General features: G+C 48.8%; 14 protein-coding genes. 8 read left to right on the plus strand and 6 right to left on the minus strand.

What is annotated here, in order from left to right:
* Positions 1–121: 121 nt before the first annotated feature.
* Together malQ and I4W93_RS17395 are read right to left on the minus strand one after the other, a co-directional pair.
* Positions 122–2,260, minus strand: coding sequence for a 4-alpha-glucanotransferase (gene malQ / locus I4W93_RS17390; protein WP_205312194.1), 2,139 nt, complete (start codon positions 2,258–2,260; stop codon positions 122–124).
* Positions 2,247–2,699 (minus strand): helix-turn-helix domain-containing protein, encoded by a 453-nt coding sequence (locus I4W93_RS17395; protein ID WP_205312193.1) that lies wholly within the window; start codon positions 2,697–2,699, stop codon positions 2,247–2,249. The genes malQ and I4W93_RS17395 overlap by 14 nt, the downstream gene beginning before the upstream one ends.
* Positions 2,700–3,108: 409 nt before the next feature.
* Between I4W93_RS17395 and I4W93_RS17400 the strand changes: the two genes are divergently transcribed.
* Positions 3,109–5,928, plus strand: a complete 2,820-nt coding sequence (locus I4W93_RS17400) for a TonB-dependent receptor (protein ID WP_205312192.1) — start codon at positions 3,109–3,111, stop codon at positions 5,926–5,928.
* Positions 5,929–6,029: 101 nt separating this feature from the next.
* Positions 6,030–7,514, plus strand: a complete 1,485-nt coding sequence (locus I4W93_RS17405) for a tryptophan halogenase family protein (protein ID WP_205312191.1) — start codon at positions 6,030–6,032, stop codon at positions 7,512–7,514.
* A 64-nt stretch (positions 7,515–7,578) separates the two neighbouring features.
* Here the strand turns inward: I4W93_RS17405 and I4W93_RS20565 are convergent, their stop codons facing one another.
* On the minus strand, positions 7,579–8,817 hold the full coding sequence (locus tag I4W93_RS20565) for a helix-turn-helix transcriptional regulator (RefSeq protein WP_205312190.1): 1,239 nt from the start codon (positions 8,815–8,817) through the stop codon (positions 7,579–7,581).
* On the opposite strand from I4W93_RS20565, the gene I4W93_RS17415 reads away from it, so the two are divergent.
* From I4W93_RS17415 to I4W93_RS17430, 4 genes are all read left to right on the plus strand, one after another.
* Positions 8,793–10,304 (plus strand): DUF1566 domain-containing protein, encoded by a 1,512-nt coding sequence (locus I4W93_RS17415; protein ID WP_224673530.1) that lies wholly within the window; start codon positions 8,793–8,795, stop codon positions 10,302–10,304. The genes I4W93_RS20565 and I4W93_RS17415 overlap by 25 nt on opposite strands.
* Before the next feature lie 143 nt (positions 10,305–10,447).
* Entirely contained in the window at positions 10,448–11,014 is a 567-nt protein-coding gene (locus tag I4W93_RS17420) for an Lcl C-terminal domain-containing protein (RefSeq protein ID WP_205312188.1), read from the plus strand.
* A 164-nt stretch (positions 11,015–11,178) separates the two neighbouring features.
* A complete protein-coding gene (locus tag I4W93_RS17425) occupies positions 11,179–12,339 on the plus strand; it encodes a hypothetical protein (protein WP_205312187.1) in 1,161 nt (386 codons plus the stop codon).
* A gap of 154 nt (positions 12,340–12,493) precedes the next feature.
* Positions 12,494–13,003: a hypothetical protein gene (locus I4W93_RS17430; protein ID WP_205312186.1), complete on the plus strand. Its 510-nt coding sequence runs from the start codon at positions 12,494–12,496 to the stop codon at positions 13,001–13,003.
* Between the two features lie 162 nt (positions 13,004–13,165).
* Here the strand turns inward: I4W93_RS17430 and I4W93_RS17435 are convergent, their stop codons facing one another.
* Positions 13,166–14,512: a hypothetical protein gene (locus tag I4W93_RS17435; protein WP_205312185.1), complete on the minus strand. Its 1,347-nt coding sequence runs from the start codon at positions 14,510–14,512 to the stop codon at positions 13,166–13,168.
* Positions 14,513–14,789: 277 nt separating this feature from the next.
* Here I4W93_RS17435 and I4W93_RS17440 point away from each other — a divergent pair, with 277 nt between their 5' ends.
* On the plus strand, positions 14,790–17,684 hold the full coding sequence (locus I4W93_RS17440) for a TonB-dependent receptor (RefSeq protein WP_205312184.1): 2,895 nt from the start codon (positions 14,790–14,792) through the stop codon (positions 17,682–17,684).
* A 23-nt stretch (positions 17,685–17,707) separates the two neighbouring features.
* On the plus strand, positions 17,708–21,661 hold the full coding sequence (locus I4W93_RS17445; protein WP_205312183.1) for an alpha-1,6-glucosidase domain-containing protein: 3,954 nt from the start codon (positions 17,708–17,710) through the stop codon (positions 21,659–21,661).
* Between the two features lie 114 nt (positions 21,662–21,775).
* Here I4W93_RS17445 and I4W93_RS17450 read toward each other — a convergent pair whose 3' ends face one another.
* Together I4W93_RS17450 and I4W93_RS17455 are read right to left on the minus strand one after the other, a co-directional pair.
* A complete protein-coding gene (locus I4W93_RS17450) occupies positions 21,776–23,443 on the minus strand; it encodes an SGNH/GDSL hydrolase family protein (RefSeq protein ID WP_205312182.1) in 1,668 nt (555 codons plus the stop codon).
* Positions 23,440–25,245 carry an SGNH/GDSL hydrolase family protein gene (locus I4W93_RS17455; RefSeq protein WP_205312181.1) on the minus strand — a complete coding sequence of 602 codons (1,806 nt, stop codon included), beginning with the start codon at positions 25,243–25,245 and terminating at the stop codon, positions 23,440–23,442. Before I4W93_RS17455 ends, I4W93_RS17450 begins: the two co-directional genes overlap by 4 nt.
* Positions 25,246–25,320 lie beyond the last annotated feature (75 nt).

Consider the following 25,320-nt stretch of genomic DNA (forward strand, 5'->3'; position numbering starts at 1 on the left):
GTGACAAAATGTACCTGAAATGTATTTTAAAGCTTGCAAGGTAGGCTACAGCAGGTGCAGGTTAGCAAGGCATACCGGCTGGCATGCCTTGCTAAAAGTAAAACACAGGTAGGTAAGGGTGCTATTGCCGGGCGGCTTTAATCTCGGCTATTAGCGCAAGCACATCATCGCGCTGCAGGACCTCTTCGATATTTTCAACCAGCTTACGTCGCCAGTTCGGGTATTCGTAACTGGTGCCGGGGATATTCACCGGCGTGGCCATCAGCAGTAAATCTTCTAATTGAAATGCCAGTAATTTCGCTGGTTGTTGAGCTGTGAATAAATGGCTGGCACGCACTAATTGTGCAAAGTCACCGTCGCTGAGTTGCAGGCGTTGTGCCATCAGGCGCATTTCGTCGCTACGCAATTGATGCAGGTTGTCGGCAACCTGGGCACTGGGAAATAAATCCAGCTGGTGGCGTAGCGCCAAATCGTGCTGTTGCCAGTAGCCAACCAATGTCGGCATATCATGGGTGGTCACGGTGGCCAGTGCCAGCTCAGGATAGGTTTGTGCGGCGTAGTCGTAGCTGCTGGCTTTTTGCTCCAACATAAATACGCGGTATGACAACACCTGATACTGCGCCATTAAGTGGCTGATCTCTACCGGCACCGTGCCTAAATCTTCGCCAATGACCACACAGCTGTTGCGTTGACTTTCCAACGCCAGAATGGCGAATAAGTCGGCAGCCGGAAAGCGGATATAAGCACCAGCAGTGGCATCGCTGCCAATGGGGCAGCACCATAACCGCAGCAGTGCCATAACATGGTCTAGCCGCAGTGCGCCGGCATAGCGCATATTGGCTTGGATCAGCTCTATAAAAGGCCGGTAGGCTTTTTGTCGCAAGGTTTCTGGGTTGTAGGCCAGCAAGCCCCAATTCTGCCCTTTGGGCGCCATAATATCGGCCGGGGCGCCTACGCTTAGATCCAGTAAGTAATCTTCAGGTGCACCCCAGCTTTCAGCGCTGCTGCGGCTGGTTCCTACAGCAACATCACAGTACAAGCCAATCGCCATGCCATGCTGTTGGCACAAACGCTTCACTTCTGTCAGTTGCAGTTGCGCCTGCCATTGCAAATACAGTTGCTGATCTATCGCATCGGCATGGCTACGGGCAAACTCGGTGACAGCGTCAGAGTTAGGGTTACGCAACGGTAATGGAAAGTTTTGCCAGGCCGCCATGTTTGTATCTTGCGCAAACAGCTCACCTTGTAATACCTGATGAATAGCAAGCTGGCGCAGGCTGTCGCCGGCTTGTTTAACAAACTGTCTGAATGCCGCTGCGCGGGCAGTATTTTTTAGCAGATGCTGCTGTTTAAACTGCTGAAACAACAAGGTGGCTATCTGCTTTTTAACGGCAGCAACACCAATATAGTCAACGTCGGAACTGGCACGCAGCTGCTGTAAGCGCTGTTGAAAAGCGGCGGACTCTACCTGTTGCTGTGCTGTGTTGCAGTCGGCATACTCGGCGGTGTGCTCTAAGGCAACATACTCAGTATTTAGCCAGAGCCGGCTATTTGGGCTATACGGGCTGCAATCTTGCGGCAGTTCCGGATACAACGCATGCAGCGGGTTTAAGCCAATAAAGTCAACGCCTTGTCTGGCCAACGGTGCGATAATTTGTTGTAAATCGTAGAAATCGCCGATACCCCAGTTGCGGGCCGATTTTAACGCGTACAATTGCAGTGCCGGGCCAAAGGTTTTATGTAAAACCGCTTTATCGTGCAACTGAAAACAACGCTCAGGCGTAATGATTAACTGTTGCTGATAGTGCTGGCTGCCATTGCTCAACACCAGCTGGTGATAACCCAGCGGCAAGCTTAGCGGCAAGGACACTTCAGCCGCAAGTATTTCACCTTTGCTGGTAGTATGGCGCTGAATAATGTCACTGGTGGCCAGGCTTAGTTTACCGCTAAACTGCTGTTGTTCTTCCGTAGTAACTTGCCATTGCCAGTCACTGACCGCTTGCTGTTGTAACTGCTGCAGCCGTAGTGTAATAGCCTGGCCGTATTTGCGCACATTTACCGGCGCAATAACGTCAAACCATGGTTGTTCGGTCAATTGCGTTATTTGTTGTTCAATACGGCTATCGGATGACAGGTTGAACCCCATCGCTTGCAAAATTGCTTGCTGCTTATCCAGGCTGATCACTTCAGTGTGGCCCTGGGCATGTACATAGCTGTCTTGCAGCCCTGCCAAGGCAGCGAGTTGCTTAATTAATTCCATAATTCACCTGTAACGCCGACTGGCTAAGGCCGGATAAATAACGATGTCTGCTGTCGGTGTATTTTCCGCGCTGGCGGTATATCCCGGGCGAGCAACCTTGCCAACACTTAAATGCTTTTTGAAAACTACTTTGTTCTTCAAATCCCAGCTGATATGCAATTTGTTGCAGGCTTAGGCTGGCATCCATTAAATAGCGTTGTGCCAGTTGATGCCTGCACTGTGATACCAGTTGACGAAAACTGCTGTTAGCCTGCTTTAGCGCGCGTTGCAGCGTGCGGCAGCTCATGTGCAGGGCACTGGCCGCATCACTAAGCCTGGGTGCTTGCGGTAACTGCTGTAAAATATACTGCTGTAACTGCTGCAATACGGCCTCAGCCGGTTCCAGCTGTTTGCTAAGGTACAGCGCTGTGTTGTAGCGACTGACAATCTGATTGTTCATAGTTTGCTCCGCCAGGCAGCAAAGCACGATCCCCTGATTGCCTCAGGCTGCCATATGGTGGTGCAAGCATAAATCAGCTATGCGTAATTATTAAACCTGCTGCATACGTATGCAGTGAAAATATCCTTGCCGACAGAAAAATAAAACAGCTGTAGTTCTGCTATATCTATTGCAATCAGGCGCTAGTGCAGAGGCTATAAAGCCACTAGAACCAAGGCGCACCGCGATGGTGCACATGAGATTGGTAATGCGCCACTGCTGTGCAAATTAGTGATTATGAATACGTATTCATGTTGAGCTGTTGCCATAATAAGTTTAATAAATAGCCTTAGACAAAAGTCTGGTTGTACTGATACGGCTGCGCTTACAGCCAACAGACGACACAAACAACACACCGGGGATGAAGGACATGACTAAATTTAAACTCAGTTTGCTGACACTGGCGATAGCTGCCAGTACCGGCACCACAGCATTTGCGCAAACGGCAGAGCAGGCCAAAGCTGATGAGCAAATCGAAGTAATTTCAGTAACAGGCTATCGCGGAAGTCTGCAAAAAGCTCAAGCGATTAAGATGAGCGAAAACTCCATCGTCGAGGTTTTGTCAGCAGAAGACATTGGTAAACTGCCAGATACCAGCGTGGCGGAGTCATTAGCACGTTTGCCAGGCTTAGCCGGTGAGCGTCGTAATGGCCGTACCAGCGGTTTATCTGTGCGTGGTTTTAACGAAAACTACGTTGGCACCTCACTCAATGGCCGTGAACTGCTAGGTATGGGTGATAACCGCGGTGTTGAATACGATTTATACCCATCTGAAATTGTTTCTACTGCCATAGTGTATAAAACACCTGAAGCCAGCCTGATGGCGCAAGGTATTGGCGGTACTGTTGATTTACAAACGATTAAACCGTTAGCTGCAGAGCGCACTGTCGCTTTTAATCTGAGCTATGAGAAAAACGACCAGGACTCCGGCAACCCGGATTTCGACAACACTGGCCACCGTTTATCATTTAACTACGTAGATAAATTTCTTGATGACAGACTGGGTGTAGCATTAGTTGTCGCCTCTTTAGAAACGCCGCGCCAGGAACAACAGTTCCGCGGCTGGGGTTATGCCGGTGCCAACGCTGCCCGCGCGGCTGATGGCGTTACCGTGCCAGAAGGTACTGTTATCCTTGGCGGTCATGACTCCTTTACCCGCTCAGCGATGCTAGAGCGCGACTCTGTTGCGCTGGTGTTGGAATATGTGGTTAACGATAAGCTAACCGCCACCTTTGATGCGTTATACATCGATTTTAACGAGCAAGATGCCCGCCGTGGTTTAGAAGAAGGCGGTGCTGAGTGGGGTACCGGTGCCTACACTATTACAGGTGTTGAAGACGGTCTGGTAACATCAGGTTTCTATGATGGCTTCTATTCTGTGGTACGTAACGATGTGCGTGAGCAAGATTCTGAGTTGAAAACCTTTGGTTTGAATCTGGAATATCAAATTGATGACAACTGGTCGGGACAATTTGATATTTCCAGCGGCAAAGTGACCAAGTCTATTACGGACATTGAAAGTTACTCCGGTGTCGGCCGTGCCAATTCCCCTGATCGTCCAATTACTGCCCGCTCGTGGGTAATGACGCCCAATGGTGCCTTCTATTCAAACCACCCAACTATTGCACCGGTAGATTTAACCGATGCCAGTCTGATCCGGTTGGCTGGTCCACAGGCTTGGGGTGGCTCACTTAATCCGGTAACAGACTTTCAGGGCGTAGACGGTTTTGGCCCGGATACTGCTCAGGACGGTTTTGTTAACAACCCTGATTTTGAAGAAACCTTAGATAGCCTGCGTCTGCAAACGAATGGTTATGTGGAGTGGGGTATTTTTAACGAGCTGGAACTGGGCTTGGTTTACAAAGAACGTTCGAAAACCAAAATCAACAACGGTGCCTTTTTAACGGCCAATACCTGGCCAAATGATGGTGCAATTCCTGACGTATTAGGCGTGGCAGATTTAAGCTTTATCGGTATTAATGGCGTATTGGCCTATGACAGTCTGGGTTTATACCGCAGTGGTTTCTACACTGAGACCGACGCCGCGCTGCTGGAAAACGGCCGTTATGGTGACACCTATAAAATTGATGAAAAGCTAACCACGCTATACGCGATGTTGGATATCAGCACTGAAATTGGTGACATCGCCGTTACCGGTAATGTGGGTGTGCAGGTTGTGCGTGCTGATCAGCAGGGTGAAGGTTTTAGCGCCACTACCAACGCTCAGGGCTTCACTGAAGCGGTGCCGGTTACCGCCGGTACCGATTATACCGACGTGCTGCCTAGCTTAAACCTGAGCTTTGAAGTAGCAGACCGCCAGTATGTACGGACCAGCCTATCTAAGGTAATGAGCCGGCCACGAATGGACGATTTACGCCCTAACTCGCAGGTTACCTTTGCCTTTAATGACAATAATATCCTTGATGACGACGCATTAAACAGTGCCTGGGGTGGTAACGGCGGCAACACTGAGCTTAAACCACTGGAAGCTGATCAATTTGACCTGTCATATGAAAACTACTTCCATGACAATGGTTTCTTCGCTGCCAGCTTCTTCTTTAAAGATTTAAAGAATTGGCACCGCAATGTAACCTTAATCAATGATTTCTCAGCTAACTATATCCCGGGTTTCCATCAGTCATCTGATGCAACCGGCAATCAACCTCCTGCTACGTTCCTTGGCCGCTTAGATGTGCGCCAGGATGGTTTGCAGGGCTTTGTGCGGGGTTATGAACTACAAGCCAGCGTACCGTTTGACATCATTCATGAAGCTTTAGATGGCTTTGGTCTTGTTGCCAGCGCCACCTTTATGGATGGCAAGCTGGATGATGGTGGCCGGGTGCCAGGTTTGTCAGAAGAAATTTATACACTGACAGCTTACTACGAGTACAAAGGCTTTGAGTTCCGTATCTCTGGTACTAAGCGTGATGAGTTCCAAACTGAAGAGCGCGGCATCAGCTTAAGCCTGGTACCGGTTAATCGCCAGGGCACCGAGTTGTGGGATGCGCAAATTGGTTATGACTTTAGCGAATCAGGTATTGAAGCGCTGGACGGTCTGCGTGTGACATTACAAGCACAAAACCTGACGGACGAGAAAGACATCAGTAACAACGGTGATGATACTCGCCAGGTAGTGACTTACCAGAGCTTCGGTCGTAACTTTATGCTAGGGTTGAACTATAAGTTCTAAGCTTGGCAGCTTAAGCGGTAAGGTCTTACCGCTTAAATTCTTTGTTAACAGCCCAACCAAGCTTAGCCTGGTTGGGCTGTTTTGTTGTAGTAGGTACAATTATGCAAACTGTGCGTAAAGTAGTCATTTTAGGCGGCGGCACTTCGGGTTGGATAGCTGCAGCACTGTTAAAGAAAGTGTTGGGCGCAACCATAGACATTGAACTGGTGGAATCTGAAACCATTGGTACTGTTGGGGTAGGTGAAGCCACAATTCCGCCGATCCGATTATTAAATAATGTGCTGGGTATTAACGAAGCCGAGTTTCTACGCGAAACCAAAGCCACCATTAAACTGGCGATTAAATTTGAAAACTGGCGGGTGCCGGGCGAAGGCTATTTTCATACCTTTGGCGCGCCGGGTAAAAGCCTGGCTTTTTGCCAGTTCCATCACTTGTGGCAACGGGCGCGGCAGTTAGGTGATACCACCTCACTGTGGCAATACGATTTAAATTATCTGTGTGCACAAAGTGGCAAATTTGCGCCCATCACCGCCAAAGATACCGTGCTAGAGCTGCCGTATGCCTATCACTTTGACGCTGGCTTGTATGCGCTGTATTTGCGCAAGCTGAGTGAGCAAATGGGTGTGGTGCGTACCGAGGGCCTGGTCAGCGAGGTGATGCAACATCCAAGTGGCGATATTCGCTGTCTGGTATTAGATGGCGGCCGTGAGGTAAGTGGCGACTTATTTATTGACTGCTCAGGCTTTCGTGGCCTGTTAATTCAGCAAAAGCTGGGTACCGGCTATGAAGACTGGAGCCATTGGTTGCCGTGTGACCGGGCCGTAGCAGTGCCGTCGGAACGCTTTGAACACACTCTGCCCTATACCCGCTCTATAGCACACAGTGCAGGCTGGCAATGGCGCATTCCTTTGCAGCACCGCAACGGCAATGGCCTGGTGTACAGCAGCGCGCATTACACTGAGCAGCAAGCCGCCGATATCCTGCTGGCTAACCTCGATAGCAAAGCGTTGGCAGAGCCCAAATTTATTCAGTTTAAAACCGGCCGGCGGCGTAAACAGTGGCAGCGCAATGTGGTGTCGGTTGGCTTATCCAGCGGTTTCCTCGAGCCGTTGGAGTCGACCAGTATTCATTTAATTCAGTCTGCAGTGGTCCGTTTGCTACAGCTGTTTCCGCATCAGGGCATAGTGCCGTCGCAAGTGGCAGAATATAATCGTCAGTCACAGCTCGAGTTTGAGCAAATCCGCGATTTTATCATCCTGCATTATCATGTTAACCAGCGTAACGACAGCCAGTTCTGGCGCGACATGCAGCAAATGGACATTCCGGATAGTTTGCAGCGAAAAATACAACTCTTCGCTGAAAACGGAAGTTTATTCCGTGATCAAAACGATTTGTTTCTGGAAAGCTCCTGGCTGCAGGTGATGCTGGGGCAGGGCATTATGCCGAAAGACTACCATCCTATCGCTAACAGTTTCAGTGAGCAAAAACTGAAAGATATGCTGGCGCAGCTACGAGCTATTAAGCAAGAGCCGCTGAGTAAACTACCGACACATGATGAGTTCTTGCGTAAAGTGTGCGGGCAATAAGCTTTGGCACAAATGCGTAATGAATTTTTGCTTTGGAAAAGGCTGCCATATGGCAGCCTATCTGTTAAGTGTATTTTGTCAGCGCCATCATTAACTGTCGTTGATTTTTAATACCCATTTTCCGATAAACAGCTAGCAGTTGAGATTTTACCGTATTGAAAGACAAGCTATGTTGCTCAGCGACCTCCTGCAAACTCCCTCCATTATATAATCCTTGAATGGTACGTAGCTCTTTGGCTGATAGGGAAAACTCTTCAGCAAAAAGAGACCAGCAGGGTACAGCATCTGCTATCAGCTCCAGCACGCAGCAAGTCTTAGAAAAATCGTTGCCAGCAGTGACGCCATCTATTGGATAGCCTCTTAACATTACCACATTATCACCTGAGCTAAGTCTGATAGCTGACGGTTCTGGCGAACTGGCACTAAGCCAGCTTAATGTTGAATCGACAAAGTTTCGTAGTGCTGCCGTATGAGATGCTTGCTTGCAGGTCAGAGTACTATTGATATGCAATATACTTTGCTTCGTTAACATGTTTTCAGCCTTTTGACTTACAGCCAATACGTTCATTTTTTCGTCTACCGCAATTAATGCATAAGGCGTGTGAGTCAAAATCGTGTGGTACAAAGACAACTGCTGCTGTTGCCTTAATAATTTGTGATACATATAAAATGCACGATTAAAATGTGGTACTAGCTGTTTCATCAACGCCAAGTCATCACTTGAATAGTCGTCGCATTGTTTATTCCGGTTTAACACAACAAAGGAGTTCAATTGTCCAGTTCGTATTGGAATGGCAGCTAACATATATTCGCAACCACCTCTTTCAAACAGCGGATAAAGGCTACTGTTATGTAGCACATTTTCGCTTACAACGTCTGAACCGCGCAGGAACTCTCCTTCAGCCATCATAGAGGTATGAACAAAGAAAGGGTCTTCAGCAATGCGTGGCATATATTCAGCAAGAAAAGCATCCTGATTAACATCTGTCGTCAACGTAATAAAGTTTAAAAACTCCGGTTGCAGAGAATCTGCATTCAGTAACGCTATCCAGGCATTATTCGACGTGGTATAGCTCATCAAAGCGGTAAGAAAGTTCTCCCATTTGCCGTCTATCGCACTCTGATATATTAAATGAATAAGATTATCAATGGCTTGAATTCTAACGTTATTGATAACAACCTCCGGCTGCATTTTCATCTTTTTAGATGATGTGATTCCCTCTGATAATTTTATACTCAGTTTTTTAAAGATGTCACGGAACAATTTAAGGATGATGTATGAACAGGTACAAAATTCAATCACTAGTATTCTGTATTTTTATTCTACCGCAGCTATCAGCCTGCGGCGGAGGTGACAGTAGCAGTTCCGATACCGGCACGTCGCCAGTATCTTATACGGTGTCAACTTCGGCCGGTAGCGGTGGCAGTATATCCCCGACAAGCAAAAGCGTGCAAAGCGGCCAAGCTACCACATTCACCATTAATGCTAACACAGGTTACAGCATTGAGAATGTCAGCGGCTGTGGTGGTAGCTTAAACGGGAATACCTATACAACCTCATCGATTACTGCTGATTGTTCTATTTCAGCCAGTTTTAAAGTCAATCAGTATACAGTCACCGCATCTGCCGATGAGGGCGGTACTATCAGCCCGGAAGCCACGTTGGTTGAGCATGGTACAGCAACAGCATTTGAAATAACGACATGGGATGGACATAGCATAGAGAGAGTTAGCGGTTGTGGTGGCAACTTAAACGGTAGGACTTATACCACTGCAGCAATTACTTCAGCATGCGCTGTATCAGTCAGCTTTAGTCTAAATAGTTACACTGTTACAGCTTACGCCCATAGTGGAGGTACGATTACTCCAGAAACCACAACGGTATCACATGGTGAAACAGCGACTTTTCAAGTTGTAGCAGCCAATGATCATAGTATTAGTGAAGTTAAAGGCTGCAATGGTGCATTAGCTGATTCAACATATACCACTGGGGCAATTACTGAATCATGTGAAATTGATGCTTTCTTTTTTCCAATAGCTATAGCAATGCTGAATGACACCGGTGTCGACTGGTGTGCGAACAATGACACCAACAAGTTGACATGTGGCGTCAATATTGACACCTCAGGCTTCGAGGGACAGGATGGCAACCATGGCCGGGATGCGCTGGCAAGAGGCGGTTTACTAGCAAAGTTAGGAGGAGGGAGAGCGGGTTTTGACTTTATTAAAATTGGTGCCAACGGTGGCGCACTCGAAATTCAGAATGCAGTTTGGAAACAATTTGATGGTAATGAAGCTGACGGTACTTTTTGGAGTTGTGTACAAGATAATCACACCGGTCTAATGTGGCAAGTTAAAAGTTTACGAGCTGACTTTCCTCTCCATAACGCAAGGTCCACTTTTACGTGGTACAACCCAGATAACACACAAAACGGAGGTGGCGCGGGCGTTAGGGGTGGAGGCAGCTGCTACATTGATGACTGTGATACCTACCACTATGTTAAGGCAGTAAACAGTTCCAAACTATGCGGTTATGATGATTGGCGTATGCCAACGCCAAGCGAATTAATGGGAACTATACACAATGGGGATGGCTACTCGGGAGAGTTGGACAGTCTTGATTACTTCCCGTATCAGCAAATTGAAGGCGGCAGTAATTGGTCATCGGTATCTGATGCATCTTATAGTGACGGAGAATATGCAGTTATTGTAGGTGCAAAAATTGGCATTGTTGATAACGACGCTAAGCAATTCCGCTACCATGTTAGATTAGTTCGCCGATGGCGATAGATCATAATTTTTACTTCAGTATTCTTACACAAGTTGAACTGAGCTTTGTAGTATTTTTTTCAAATTTAAAAAGTTAAATGCCACCCGAAATTAGAGACGTTTTTCAAAAATTATTAAGTGATACCTATTTTAGGAAGTTAAATATGCATACTTTAATAAAAAAACTAATTAATACAATCTATTTAGTAATTGGTTCTGCGTCTTTAAGTCTGCAGGTAATAGCAGACGGTAGCTGTATTGATGGCTTTGAAAATGCCGCAATCCCTTTCAGCACTCCTACAAGCGATTTTACAATCATCGGAAACGGAACGGCTGTCCACAACCCGACCGGTTTGATGTGGATGCAATGTAGTATGGGACAGTTTTGGGATTCGGATGATAATAGTTGTCTAAGTAGTAACAATTTTTATGACTGGGATACTGCACTTCAGAGCGCTCAGAACTTTAGTTTTGCCGGATTTAACGATTGGCGTCTGCCAAATAAAAATGAATTAGCTTCGATAATAGAGTGGAGGTGTTATACACCAAGTATTAATTTATCAGTTTTTCCAAATACATTTCCAACTGGTAATTATTGGACATCAACACCAGCCTCGCCAGATTCAGCTTGGTATATCAATTTCTCTTACGGCATTGTTCGACCCAATCGCAAAAATGGAGAGATTTTTCGGTATGCTTTTTTTGTTCGATTAGTGCGTGATGCTAGATAGCTCATGAAATTACAGAATAACTTTTACATAATTAAATTGTTCGTTAAAAAGACCGGAATGTGACCTTCAGGTAAAAATTTTACATTTTAGTTTATTTTATCAGCTTTAATATTTTTGCATTTTTAATTACTCATTAAACAAATTATGTGACTTAAAGATAATTTATGAGTAGGCACAAAATAATCTCATTAACAATCACCTCTTTGTTACTGCTACAACTCACCGCATCCGGTGGTGGCGGTAGTGACGAAGTGTCGGTAACGCCACCGGTAATACCACCAGTCACCCCACCACCGCCGGTAAACACTGTTGTATCAGGTAAATTTATTGATAGCGCAGTATCCGGCTTAACATATGCAACAGCCTCCAAGTCCGGTGTTACTGATGAAGAGGGAAATTTTGAATATATCGCAGGAGAAAACATCACCTTTTCAATAGGCGAAGTGGCACTGGGCTCTGCCGCTGCCGCTCCACTAATCACACCACTGTCATTGTTTGATACTAAAGATCATACCGATGTCAGAGTAATAAATATGGCCAGGTTATTACAGACGCTAGATCAGGACAGTCAACCTGACAATGGTATTACTATCAGTAACGATGTTGTGTCTGTGATTAACGCAGCAGTGCGCGAGGGCTTTGATTTTTCGGATGTAAGCTTTGAGCAAAACAACATTGTCACCTCTGTCTTAGCTACACTGGGAATTGAAAATTTGGTATCTACAGAGAATGCGTTGCAGCACTTAATCAACAGCCTTGCGGAAAACTACCAACAGTTCGATAAAGCTTTGCCAATCAAAGCATTTAATGCGCACACACCAGATAAACAAGTTACTACTAATGTATTTACGCCGGAAAGTGAAACTGCTACAGAATTGTTTATTGATGTTTTAGACGATGGCTTTGGTGGCCCCAGGCATAGCAGACCAGTAGGTGATACACCCTTTTACGATTTTACAGCTAAGCATTCGGCTGCCGGTGCAAATTTAGGCAAAGTGTATATTTGGGTCGATGACGCCCTGACATCTGAAGCGGTTATCAAAATGCGGCTCTATGATCTCGATTTTTCACGTTTGGCTGCTGCCGGGCTGGGTATAGGTTGCAAAATAAGCGCTAAAAATCAACAAGATGAAAACTTCACTTACGACTATACATTAGTAATGGACCCAACAACGTGGTTTGGCACCATTTTTGATGGTGCTACTTTGCTTTGGGATGAAGTAAAAGCACTGGGTACTTATGACAATGGAGCCGGAAAAGTAAATCTTTGGCTACCCTTAGCAGCACTTGGCCGACAATACGCCGATTTTTCCACATTGTCTTAGGTTAATATTCAGTTTTTTTATTTCAATATGACTGATTTAGAGGTGGTCGATAGCTATCCGGCTATTCAATCGGCGTTCGAAACTATAACGCCTGTTTATTCCAGCGCTTTGATATTCAACTTTTCGGCAATAAATCGCCGCACCAACTTTCCATATGGTGAACAAAAACTCCGCTTGCGGCTATCTTGCAGAGGTTTATTACTCACGGGAGGTTACCTGGCAGAGTGATGGCCAACAGGTTAAAAACTGGGATAATTTTAATCCGCATTTCTCTGGCGACGCTACTAACTTGCGCAAACCAGACATTGTTGATCACAATGGTATAAATTATTTGTGCGGTGCATCAGAGGCGACCCCAATTAATACAAGTGGTTCATCTTTTTTCCGCAACAACAGTACTGAAGCATTAACACTTAACGATATATTTCGCCTGTTTACTCCGCGTTACAACGAAAAATGGTATGCAAACGCCAACTTTTTTATACCTCTTGATGCAATAGAACAGCCGGAAATTTATATTGAAAGCTACACTGTTAACCCAATAACAAAGACCGTGAAAATTAGTGGGACGACGTTGGGTCGAAACTTAACAAGCGATATTAGTGCGGATAAAGATGATGTTTTTGACTGGCAGCTAACCATCATTGCTCCTTTTGGCAATTAACAATATCGAAGGTCGCACATTTTAGAGCCGGGGCTGCACCTATATTCGCCTCGGTTCACACCAACGTCGCGCACAACTACTGAAGAATGGTAAAAACGTCAGTCGCTCAACTCAGTTAGCTCAATTTGAAATGTTACTATCCACAGATAACGTTATATATATTCAATTCTGATGCTGCGGTGCGTTGTTCCATAAGTTCTGGTGTTCGGCTTGGTCAAAAAACTGCTCCGGGTGCCAGCAGCGTGGCACAAAACGGCGTATTTGGCCGGGGCTCCAGTCGGCGCTGAGCTGGGTTAAAATTTCCTCTAACCGTTGGCTGGGAATAACGGCTAGCCGGTCGCGTGCTGGCTTAAAATATAAATTATGGTTAATGCTAATGCGGCAATTATGGCCGCCGCGGCGGTATTGCAGGTTGCGGCTAACCACCCGGCATAATGGCTCAGCAATATTAGCCGGATACAGCTGATTCACGATAGCCAGTTCATATTTACCGACCAGTCCATGGTCTTGTTGTGCGGGAATAAAGGCAATACCGAAACCTTGCGGGAAGATACCGGTAATTTGCAAAAACTGCTTTACCAGGTTCGCGTTTAGCGTGCCGCTGCTGGCGCTATCTTTTAATAGTAAGCTGGCTTTGGGCAGCGCCTCGTACACGTAGCGATGCCGGCCAGGTAGCACCATAGAACTATACACCTGGGGGATTTTAACAATGCCGGCCAGGATGTTGGTTGGGTCATCTAATTGTTGTAGCAACTGGCGGATAAATTTTAATCGCTGTTGTTGCTCTGACTGTTGCAATTGCTGTTGCTGGCGAGTGTTGGCTCGGAAGGGAATTAGGCCTAGCGCGCCGTTAGCCAACTGCTGCCTGGCTTCGTTGGCTAATTGCAAAAGCCGGCTGCGCTCGTTGGTATCCAGCGCGCGCAAAGGGTCTAGCTCATTGGCGTGACCTAACAAAATGGCCGCGGCCTTTGGCTGCAATTGCCCTGCATCCAGCAGCATAACGCTAACCAGCAACGGCAGTTGCACATTTAGCTTGTACAAGCAGTCGGGATCAGCGGCATTACGCTCACTATAAACCTGTTGCAGTGTAAGGTCGCTTAACAGCTTGTGTTGCAGCACATGGTCGAGCATGCGTAGGCTCAGGGCGCAGCGATACAACACTTTGTAGCCAAATTGGATCTCACGCCAGCGCCGTGCCGAGTGCGGCACCGTTAATTGCAAGGTACCAAGTAATTTTGCGGAACGGGTTAATGTTTCCGCTGGGTTTAACCCTTCGGTGAGCTGTAAAATTCTCTCAGCACAAAACCATAACTCCGGCATTAACGCCGTAGCGGCAGTTTTACCGCTGTTACCACCTTCGGCGCTGGCAAATTGGGCAAAGCGAAAATAATCACTGATCAGGCTGACCATGCTGTTGGCGTCACTGACGGAAGTCAGCACGGCAATTAAGCGCTTCAATTCACGCTGATAACTGCTTTCGGCCGACACTTTGCTATTGGGAGGGCGCAATGCTGCTCCTTAACTAGGGCGATGCTTCACCTTACCTGAATCGCGGCATTGAATAAAGTGGCTAAGCCGCTGCTTCTGGCACAGTCCTCGTCGTGTTGCACCCTATTGTGACAGCGACATGGCGAAATGCGCTGTTTTGGCGCAACTGAATACGTATTCATATTGCACAGTGCGCCAATAAGGTTAATAAATGAACATAGTAAAAACAGGCTGCAAGTATTCATGCTGGCCGCATGGAACGCGCAACCAAATATAAAAACACACGGGGAAACAGGGCATGAATAAGTTCAAGCTTAGTCTGCTTACACTTGCTATGGCAGGGGTGAGCAGCTTGGCGTTGGCGGCTGAGCAGCAATCAGCAGAAACAACGCAAACGTCAGCTCAACCGCAAAGTGCGGCGCAGCAATCATCCACTACTGAAGCTGCCGCCGTTGACGCAGTTGAAGTAATACAGGTGCGCGGCTTTGCCAGCAGCCTGTTCCGCTCACTTGACGCCAAGCGCTTTGGTGACACAGTCTCTGAAACCATTTCTGCAGATGATCTGGGTGCACTGCCCGATGTGTCGATGGCCGATGCTTTAACGCGCTTGCCGGGTATTTCTGCGGTAAGAACCGGTGGTCAGGCGGCAGAAATTAATATTCGCGGTATGTCTGGCGGCTTTGTGTTTTCTACCTTGAATGGCCGCGAGCAAGTGTCCACCAGTGGCAAACGTAATATTGAGTTTGACCAGTATCCGTCTGAATTGATTAACTCGGCTGCTGTATATAAGTCGCCCAAAGCATCACTGATTGAAGGCGGTGTGGCCGGTACGGTAGAGCTACAAACCGCCAGCCCGCTGCGCAACGAAAAACAACACACCTTTACTGTTAATGCCCGCGGCATGTACAACGACCGTGCTAATGAAGTGCCAGATGGCGTTGAATTTGGCCATCGTTTTAGCCTGTCATATCAAGGTAAGTTTTTTGACGACACATTAGGTTTTGCCGCTGGTTATGCCCGGCTGTATCAGCCCAGCGTCGCTACGCAATTTGTTGGCTTGGCCTATAACGGCCAGAAAGATACCAACGACGACGGTGTGAATGAATTTATCAGCGAAGGCTTTGAAATTCAGCATAAAGGCGGCGAAGAAACCCGTGATGGCTATATGGCTGCACTGGAATGGACACCGCACGATGCCTTTACGCTAAAAGCCGATGCGTTTTTATCTAAGTTTGACAAAGAAGCCTTTGCCCGTGGTTTTCGGGTTAAATTTGGCGGGCCAACGGCGGCATTAGGCAACCCAGAGCTAAATGGCAGCTCGGTGATTGGCGGTACCTTTAACCGCACAACCAGCAGCTTTACCCGGGTAGAAATAGTTAACGATGACAACCGCGACTATGACGAAGTGCGTAGCTTTGGTATCAATGCTGACTGGGATGTCAGTGAAAGCGTAAACCTAAGCTTTGATGTGTCGCACTCCAGTGCAAAAAGTAACTTCCGTAATGGCCTGTTGTGGGCGCTGGTAGCACAAGATGCCAATGCCGATGTGCCGGTACTGGATACCAATGTGTCCATCTCTTATATGCTTAATGGCTTAAACCTGCCTAGCGTTGGCTTTAACCAGGCGGCAGCATTTTCTGATATCGACAAAGTGATGGTTAGTAAATACGGCATCTATCCGTTTGTTAACGAAGATGAAGTAAACGCTTACCGTTTTGATGCCAGCTGGCTGCTGGACATGCCGCTGGTCGCGTCGTTAGAAGCTGGCGTACGCTACTCGGAGCGCAGCTATAAGAACGATCGCTCAGTATTTGAGTACGGCAGCGATGGGGCTTTTTTAAACTCGCAACCGCCACTGCGTTTAACGTCAGATATGGTCGAAGTAGTGAATTTTAGCGGTGATTTTGCAACGTACCCCAGCTACCTGGCTATTGACCTGGATAAAGCCTTAGCGGCCTGGTTCCCGCAGGGTATTCCGCAACCGGTGCAAACCTGGGGTACAGGTAACCCCGACATTCTGCCGTCACAGTTTAATCCAACCGGGCCTAACACTAACTGGTCTGTGCTACAAAGCGGTGAAGTGTACGAAGATGTGCTGGCCGGTTACGTTATGGCCAATTTGGATGCCGAGTTATTTGGTATTCCGGTTAGTGGTAACGTGGGTGTGCGGGTAGTGCAAACTGACCAAAGCGCCACAGACTTGGCCTATGTCGATGGTAACCCGCTGCGTGGCGCGCAAAATATTGTTGACGATGCTGGTCTGGTGAATACCGCTTATGCGCCGGGTATTTTAGGTGAAAAATATACCGATGTGCTGCCGCAATTAAACCTGAATTTTGGCATTACTGATGAGTCACAAATTCGTTTTGCCGCGGCCAAGGTTATGTCGCGGCCACCGATAAACCGGCTGGCGTCGAACACCTCTGTCACCATCAGTGACGATGGCGAAATCAGTGGTTCCAGCTCAAACAGCCCGTTCCTGCGGCCATTTGAAGCTACTCAATACGATTTATCTTACGAGTACTACATTCCGTCTGGCGCTATCGCTTTTGCCTTGTTTTATAAAGACATTAAGTCATTTGTAAATGACTTTACTATCCAGCAGTTTGATTTTGCCGCTGCCGGCTTTGATGTGCCAACACAAATAATTGATGAAGATGGTATCCCGCGTGAAACCTTTAACGGCGCTTTTTCTACCGCAGTAAACAACGGTGAAGGTGGCTACATTCGTGGTGCTGAACTGGCCTTTACCAAGGTATTTGACAGCTTACCGGAAATGTTTTCTGGCCTGGGTGTGCAGGGCAGTTATTCCTACACCGAAAGCGAAGTCAGTCTGATCAACACCTTAGGCGGTGCCGCAATTGAGACCACGTTTGAAGGTTTATCACAAGATGTATTTACCGGCACCGTGTTCTGGAACTACGAAGGCTTTGATGCCCGCGTTAGCGCCCGTTACCGCTCGCCATTTGTGTCGTCGCAAGTAGGTATTGATGAGCAGATCACCAATTTTGACAGTGAAACGGTGATCGATATGCAAACCTCATACGACATTAACGACAACTTTAAAGTGCTGTTCCAGGTAAACAACCTGACGGACGAGCCCACAAAAAGTTATTTCGGTGACAAAGCGCAAACCGGCACCATTCAGTTCTTTGGTCGTCAGTTTTATCTTGGCGCGGTCTATACCTTTTAAGCGGATTTTGGAGCAACAAAGCAATGTCTATTACAACAAAAATGCTTAAGCTCGGTGCACTGCTGCTGACAGCCCAGTTTTTAGCTGGCTGTGGCGCAGGTGACAATACCGAGCCCGGAGAAGTACTGTTAACCTGTAATGTGCCACTTATTCCTGATGCGGCCGGTACCTCGTGTATCGACCCACCACCAATTTACTGCCCGGCGCCGCAGGTACCCACAGCCAACAACGAAGGTTGTGCTATTGGTAAAGACCCGAATGCCCCCGATCCAGTGGTTTTGGCTGGCCCCAACGAGGCGATACTGTTTTATAAACGTTCTGGTGCCTATGACGGCTACCGTTTGCATACCTGGAACAACGAAACCTGTGATGCCTATGCGCCCTCGTCCATTGCCTCATCGTGGGACAACGGTCTGGTGCATGACGGCATAGACCCTAACTATGGTGCATACTGGATCCTGGACTTGAAACCAGGCTACGCCGGTACAGCAGGCGCTTGTGGTAACTTTATTGTGCACATCGGTACTGATGATGCCGGTAAAGACCCAGGCCCGGATATGCAAATGCCGTTGTCGCAAGACGATCCGGATTTTGCCCGCATGAACTGGATATTCTCTGGCGTAAACAGCATCTTTGAATTCCCGGTGGTGTCGTTAGGTGTGTCTGTACAGGCCTCGGCTGCCCATTGGTTAGATCAAAATACCTTTATTTGGAATGGTAATGTCGAGCCAGCCAGTATTGTTAAGTTACATTACTCAGCCGACGCCGATCTGGCTATTGGCCGTGATGGTCGCTTAAATGGTAGCAGTGTCGAATTACTGCCCGCCGAGTTAACCGGCGCGCAAAAAGCCGTAGTGCCACACCTGGCGGATAAGCCGGCGTTCAGTGCCAATTTTACCGCGGATGAAGCCAAAGCGATGATTAAAAACCAGCTGGTATTGGCCGCGACCGACGTTGACGGTGAATTACAGGCTGCCACCTATGTGCAGGCTGCTAAGGTGTTGGATGATTTATACACCAAAGGCGATGCCGATGCCGATGAGGCCAGTTTAGGTATTCAATATCAGGGCAGCAGCATTACCGCACGTGTATGGGCGCCAACTGCGCGTAGCGTTAAGCTAAAAGTGTACAGCGCGACCAAGTCACTAAGTGCTACGCATGATATGGCGCTGGACAGTGCAACCGGTATTTGGAGCTATAGCGGCGGTGCTGCACTGGACCGTCAGTTCTATCGCTATGAAGTCACGGTATATCACCCACTAACCCGTGCGGTAGAAACCATCGAAAGCACCGACCCATACTCGCTGAGTTTGTCCAGCAATGGCCGCTACAGCCAGTTTGTTAATCTTCAAGACGCTGATTTAGCGCCAGAAGGCTGGAGTGAGCGTATGGTGCCAACCGTTGCCAAGCCAGAAGACATTGTGATTTATGAAGGCCACGTGCGCGACTTTTCTATTCGTGATCAGAGTGTTAGTGCAGCTAACCGTGGTAAATATCTGGCCTTTACTGAAATGACGTCAGCGCCGGTACAACACTTAGCCTCACTGGCCGACAATGGTTTAACGCATTTCCACCTGTTGCCACTAAACGACCAGGCCAATATCAATGAAGATGCGACTAAACGCATTGAACTGAGTGATACCGTCGCCAAGCTGTGTCAGTTAAAAGCCGACGCGCCAGTGTGTGGCAATACCGACGCTAACGCGACTTTGCTGTCCGTACTGGAAAGCTACTCACCCTTTGGTGAAAAAGCGCAAGATCTGGTGCAGGCCATGCGCAGCATTGATGGCTTTAACTGGGGTTATGACCCTCAGCACTTTATCGCCCCTGAAGGTAGCTATGCTTCTAACGCAGATGGTGTAGCGCGCATTAAAGAAGTGCGGGCGATGAACAAAGCGTTAAACGACATTGGTCTGCGCACCGTGCTGGACGTGGTGTACAACCATACCAGTGCCTCGGGCCTGAACACCACGTCAGTGTTTGATAAAATTGTGCCGGGTTATTACCACCGTTACAACGAAACAACCGGTGGTATAGAGCGTTCAACCTGCTGTGAAAATACGGCGACAGAACACCGGATGTTCGACAAGTTTATGCAGGACTCCTTACTGATACTGGCGCGTGATTTCGGCTTTAACGACTTCCGCTTCGACATTATGGGGCATTCACCTAAAACCAGTATTCTGGCGGCACGTGATGTGGTGCGTACTTTCGACCCTAATGTGTATTTCTACGGTGAAGGCTGGAACTTTGGTGAGGTAACCAATAACCGCTTGTTCGTCCAGGCCAAGCAACAAGATATGGCCGGTACTGAAGTGGGCACCTTTAATGACCGTTTGCGTGATCCGGTGCGTGAAGCGGTGCTGTTTAATGCCAGTGACGATACCGAAAGCCTGCGTAAGCAAGACTTAATACGTATTGGCCTGGCCGGTACCTTAAGCGACTATGTGTTGGAGAGTTACCAGGGTATTTCTGGCCCAGCCTCCAGTTTTGGCGGTGCAGGTTATGCCGCTGATCCGGCTGATATTATTAACTATGTCTCTAAACACGATAATGAAACCTTATGGGATAAATTGCAGTATGGCTTAGATGCCAGCCTGACTACCGCCGAGCGGGTGCGGGCCCAAAATATTGCTATTGCCATTCCATTAATGAGCCAGGGCATACCGTTTCTGCAAATGGGCGGTGATTTCCTGCGGTCTAAATCAATGGACCGCGACAGCTATGACGCAGGGGATTGGTTTAACTTTGTCGATTTCACCATGCAAAGCAATAACTTTGCCGTGGGCTTGCCATTGGCAGAGAAAAACCGTGACAGTTGGAATCTGATTGGTGAGATCCTGACCAACCCGAACGCCAAACCTGCACCTGACCATATTCGTTTTGCCAGCGATGTGTTTAAAGAGTTTTTAAGCATTCGTGCCGGCAGCCCATTGTTCCGCCTGGCTACCGCGCAAGACGTTATCGACCGGGTTGGCTTTCATAACATCGGTAAAAACCAGACTCAAGGCTTAATCGTTATGAGTATTGACGATGGCACTGGGCTAACAGATTTGGATCCGATGCATGATGCTTTGGTAGTGGTTATTAACGGTACATCTGTCGAGCGTGCGCACACTATCCCAACTGCTGCTGGCTTTGATTTACACCCATTGCAGCAAGCTTCAGTAGACAGCAACGTAACGACCGCCAGCTTTAACGCCGGTGTAGATGAGGGCACTTTTACTGTGCCAGCTTATACCATGGCGGTATTTGTAAAAGCTCAGGGTGCTGAGCAGGGTGCAGGTTTGTCTGCTGATGCCACCTCTGGTGCGCCGGATATTCCACCCTACGAAGCGACAACGGTGTTTGTGCGCGGTGGTATGAATGGTTGGGGTGAAGTGGATGCGTTCAGCTACGACGGTGAAGGCGTTTATACTGCAACGCTGAATATTGCTGCCGGTGATTATGCCTTTAAAGTGGCGTCTGCCGATTGGGCAAGTGTGAACTTGGGTGCTGGTGATGCCGGTGCTACGGTTACTCTGGCACAGGACATTATTATTCAGCCGAGCAACGATAACCTGAATATCAGCATACCGAAGAGCTCGTCTTACGTGTTCCGTCTTGATGCGAACAACAAGACAGCACCGACACTGACAGTCAGCGAATACGTGCCATTCGGCGCTACCACGGTGTTTTTACGTGGCGGCATGAACGGCTGGGGTGAAGTGGATGCCTTTGAATACCTGGGGTCAAACCTGTATAGCGTTGATATTAACATTACCGCCGGTAACATTGCCTTCAAGGTAGCGTCAGCTGATTGGGCAACGGTAAATATGGGCGCTGGTGCCGATGGTGCCGTGGTAACAGAGGGTATGCCGTTAACTATCGCACCAAGTAACGACAACCTGACGATGGACTTTGAAACCGCAAGTTATAACTTTTTACTGGATGCCAGCAACAAAGATACCCCGGCGTTAACAGTAACTAAGCAATAAGTTTCATACCTTATGCCCGGCGAGAGCCGGGCCTTCCTGGATTATTTTAGCCGCAGCTTACTGCGGCTTTTTTTATGTCTGTTGGAAGTGCAGCGGTTTATCTGGTGTGTGCCTTTAGTGTGCCAGCTCAGCCCGGCGCTGATAATGCCCGGCTTCTTGTGCACGGCCGGCCTGTTGTAAAATTTGCGCCGCTTGCCGGTTGGCGCTGGCGTCGTGTGGCAAAGCATCAGCAATGATGAGCAAGGCTTTTAGCAGCATGTCGCCATCGCGTTGCTGCTGATAATAACGGGCACTTTGCTGCATCATGCCCAGCCAGTCTAACTTGCCATCAATATAGGCTTGTGCCAGTTGCTGTGGCATGTTCTGTGCGGCGGGAAAGCTCACCGCTATTGGGGTGTCACGAAACGGATAATCAGCCATCAAGGTGACAACACGCAACTGTGCGGCGTGCTCTTCTGCTGGCAGCAGTGGCCGTTCCGCCCATGCCAGTTCGGCAGCCACCTTGCCCGGCCAATCAGACAGCGGCGGTTGTTGCGCCAGCGCCTGATAAAAACTGTCTGCCAGTAAAAAATAGCCTTGCACGTTAGGATGCAAATGTTCCAGCATCAGGTTGTTGCCAATTAAGCCAAGCGGACTTTGTTGGCGCCAGGCCGCTTCCACGTCGACCAGTTTGGCATTGTACTGTTTTGCCAGAATGCGGATTTGCTGGTTTATCGCCTCGGGTGCCCGAAAGCGTAAGCTATCGGCGTCTTTGGCTGCCAGCAACAGCTGGCTGGCGCGCTCAGCTTCACCGCCACGGCGGTAAAGCTGGCCCAGCTGATACAGCAAATGGGCTGAGGGCGCATCGCCCAGCAGGCGCTCAGTGGCGTTATCTAAGTCTTTTAGTGCCACCCCGGTATCGATTTGGGCCTGAAATTGTGCCAGCTTGCTCAGTTGCTGCTCTGTAAGTGGTGCGCCAGCAAAAGGCGCCTGATCGGCAATATTACTGCCCGTCGTGGCCAAATACACCGCTATGCCGGCTGTCTGGTATTTGGCTAGCAGTAGGGCTAAATTTTGGCTGAATTGCTGTATTCCGGCCTGATACAGTGCCGAGTCGGTAGTGATGTGCTGGCCTTGGGCTACCCTGGCCATTAGTGTGCGCCGGTCGGACGCTGCCGTCTCAACTGCGCCAGGCAAGCAGCAATGTTGATAGGCGCCTTCTAACAGTTGAAAAGTAGACAAGCGGCGTAGTTTAAGTAACCACCTTGTCGCGGCAGGGGATTCTGCGGCCAGATAGGTAGAGCCTGCACCCATAATGCCTAAGTATTCGTTATGGCCGGCGTATATAAGCACGGCGTCGGGTTTAATGGCAATGATCTCGTCGGCTAAATCCAGCAAGGTGTAGCTATTTACTGCCGACAACGCGGTGTTAACCACTTCAACACTACGGTTACCGGCGCTTCGCCGCAAACGTTGCTCTAACATACCGGCCAGTGATGCGCCAACCCCGTAAGGGTAACCTGCGGCCGTAGAGCCACCCTGCACTACCAGCCTGATGCCGTCAGCAGGGCGCTGTTGCAGGAAAAATGACGGCTCCATTGTAACAGTGGGTGCCGCGGCGCCGTTGGCAAAATAACGCTTGATGATGTCGGGCCGGGTGAGCAGATAGTGTGTGTTGGCCGGGTTATCGATAAAAAGTGCAAGCTGTTTGCCAATACCCGCCAGGCGCAATGTCAGTTCTAACATGGCCAGCAACAGTAAGGGCAGTAGCAGGCCAATAAGCCAGAACAAGCGTTGCTTCATGGTGTGTTCTCCTGTTGCAGCAATTGCTGCAGTTGTCGTTGCTGTCGCAGGGCTACCGGATGGTTGGGCGTTTTTTGCAACAGCCGTTGCAGTAGCGCAAGTGCGGGCTGATACTGTTGCCGGTAATATAAGGTGCGCGTCAGTAGCAATATGGCTTGTTCGTCGTCTGGAGTAATATGCAAAGCCGCACGTTGATAATACTCGGCCAGGCTCAGTTGTTGGCTGGCAAAGTAAAATTGCCCGGCCAGGCTGGCCAAATCAGCCCGAAATGGCAAGGCGTCAGCAAGTTGCGCCGCTACCTGTGCTGCATTGGCGCCGTCTTGCTGTTGCTGGTAATGGCGTAATAACTGTTCACTGGCGTTTAGCCAGTCCAGGCCCTGGCTACGTTGATAGGCTAACTGTTGCACCGCGCTTTGTTGTGGGCCGAAGCTGACCTTTTTTGCCGGTACGGTAAAGGGAAAATCGGCTGTCAACAGCCTCACTTTATAGTCTGCCAGTAGCGTGTCTACCTCATGCAGTGGCTGCACAGCCCAGGCTTGTTCTAATGTAACAGGAACTTGCGGTGGCGGTAGCAGCGGTGTTATGGCCTGTAAAAAGGCGTCAGCCAGTAAAAAGTAGCCGCGGCCATTTGGATGCAGGTGCTCCAGCATCAGGCTGTTGCCAATAACCCCGTTGTTGCTTTGCGCCCGCAACTGCGCCTGGCCTTCTGCCAGCGGTAGTTGGTATTGCGCGGCCAATTGCCTTATCCGTTCATTGATGGCCGCTGGCGCGCGAAAACGCAGCGCATCATAGTCAGTGGCATATTGGTAGTGTTGCAGTGCCTGCGCATGCTGACCCTGGCGGCGCAATTGCTGAGCCAGCGCATAGTGTAAGCCGGCGTGTTGTGGGCTGTCGCTAAGTGCCTGTTGCAGTGTGGTAATAGTGTCAGGTATCGGTTCAGGCAGGGCCGGGCTGACAAAAGGTGGCTGATCGGCTTCATTGGCCGCAATAGTACTTAGCACCACAGTAATGCCGGCCCGGTTAAAGCGCTGCAGTAACGCATGCATATTGGCTGAAAATTGCTCCAGGCCAGCGTGATAGGCGGCGCTGTCATAACCAATATGCTGTTGCGCTGCCATGCTGGCCATTAATGTGCGGCTAGTTGGGCTTGGGTCTGCTGTTGGGCGTATAGCGTGGTAGGCGCGTTCAAGGAATTGCACCAAAGCAAGCTGGCGCAAAGAAAGCCAGATCAGAGTGGCACTGCGGGTGCTGCTGGCGGCAAATGCCGAGCCTACGCCCATAATGCCGAGGTATTCGTTGTGTCCGGCATAAATTAATACCAGATCGGGTTGCAGAGTAATAATCTCGTCACTGAAATCCAGCAAACTATAACTGTTAATGGCGGACATTGCGGTGTTAATCACTTCAAACTGCTGTGCCGGGTATTGTTGCTTTAGCCGTTGCTGCAACATAGCCGCTGGTGAGCCAAAGCGGCCGTACGGGAAGCCGGCAGCGCTGGAACCGCCCATCAATACAATGCGGTAGCTGGCGCTGGCTTTTTCGGCCAGAATATACTGGCTGTCTGGCGCCACATTTGGCGCGCGGTCCGGCTCGGCAAAATAGCGCCGGATAACATGCGGATTCAGTTGCATATAGCCCGCTTCAGGCGCAGCTATTAGCAGCGGATACTGTTGCGGTAAACCCGTTAGCCGCAATAGCCCTTCCAGTAACGCTAACAATAGCAGTGGCAATAACACGGCAATGGCGTAGTAGCTTGGTTTTACTTTAGGTTTTGCGCCTGAGTGAGCGTCCGGTAACGGCATCTAGTTAGGTTCCGCGGCTAAAAACACCACGTTAGCCCAAGCACCGGGCGCCAGCAAGTTTTGGCGCATTTGCAC

Origin of the sequence: Rheinheimera maricola (assembly GCF_016918075.2) — a bacterium.
GTDB lineage: Bacteria > Pseudomonadota > Gammaproteobacteria > Enterobacterales > Alteromonadaceae > Alishewanella > Alishewanella maricola_A.

Coding starts and splice junctions, on each gene's coding strand:
- malQ (WP_205312194.1), bottom strand. CDS start 2,260: ATGGAATTAATTAAGCAACTCGCTGCCTTGGCAGGGCTGCAAGACAGC.
- I4W93_RS17395 (WP_205312193.1), bottom strand. CDS start 2,699: ATGAACAATCAGATTGTCAGTCGCTACAACACAGCGCTGTACCTTAGC.
- I4W93_RS17400 (WP_205312192.1), top strand. CDS start 3,109: ATGACTAAATTTAAACTCAGTTTGCTGACACTGGCGATAGCTGCCAGT.
- I4W93_RS17405 (WP_205312191.1), top strand. CDS start 6,030: ATGCAAACTGTGCGTAAAGTAGTCATTTTAGGCGGCGGCACTTCGGGT.
- I4W93_RS17415 (WP_224673530.1), top strand. CDS start 8,793: ATGAACAGGTACAAAATTCAATCACTAGTATTCTGTATTTTTATTCTA.
- I4W93_RS17420 (WP_205312188.1), top strand. CDS start 10,448: ATGCATACTTTAATAAAAAAACTAATTAATACAATCTATTTAGTAATT.
- I4W93_RS17425 (WP_205312187.1), top strand. CDS start 11,179: ATGAGTAGGCACAAAATAATCTCATTAACAATCACCTCTTTGTTACTG.
- I4W93_RS17430 (WP_205312186.1), top strand. CDS start 12,494: ATGGTGAACAAAAACTCCGCTTGCGGCTATCTTGCAGAGGTTTATTAC.
- I4W93_RS17440 (WP_205312184.1), top strand. CDS start 14,790: ATGAATAAGTTCAAGCTTAGTCTGCTTACACTTGCTATGGCAGGGGTG.
- I4W93_RS17445 (WP_205312183.1), top strand. CDS start 17,708: ATGTCTATTACAACAAAAATGCTTAAGCTCGGTGCACTGCTGCTGACA.
- I4W93_RS17450 (WP_205312182.1), bottom strand. CDS start 23,443: ATGAAGCAACGCTTGTTCTGGCTTATTGGCCTGCTACTGCCCTTACTG.
- I4W93_RS17455 (WP_205312181.1), bottom strand. CDS start 25,245: ATGCCGTTACCGGACGCTCACTCAGGCGCAAAACCTAAAGTAAAACCA.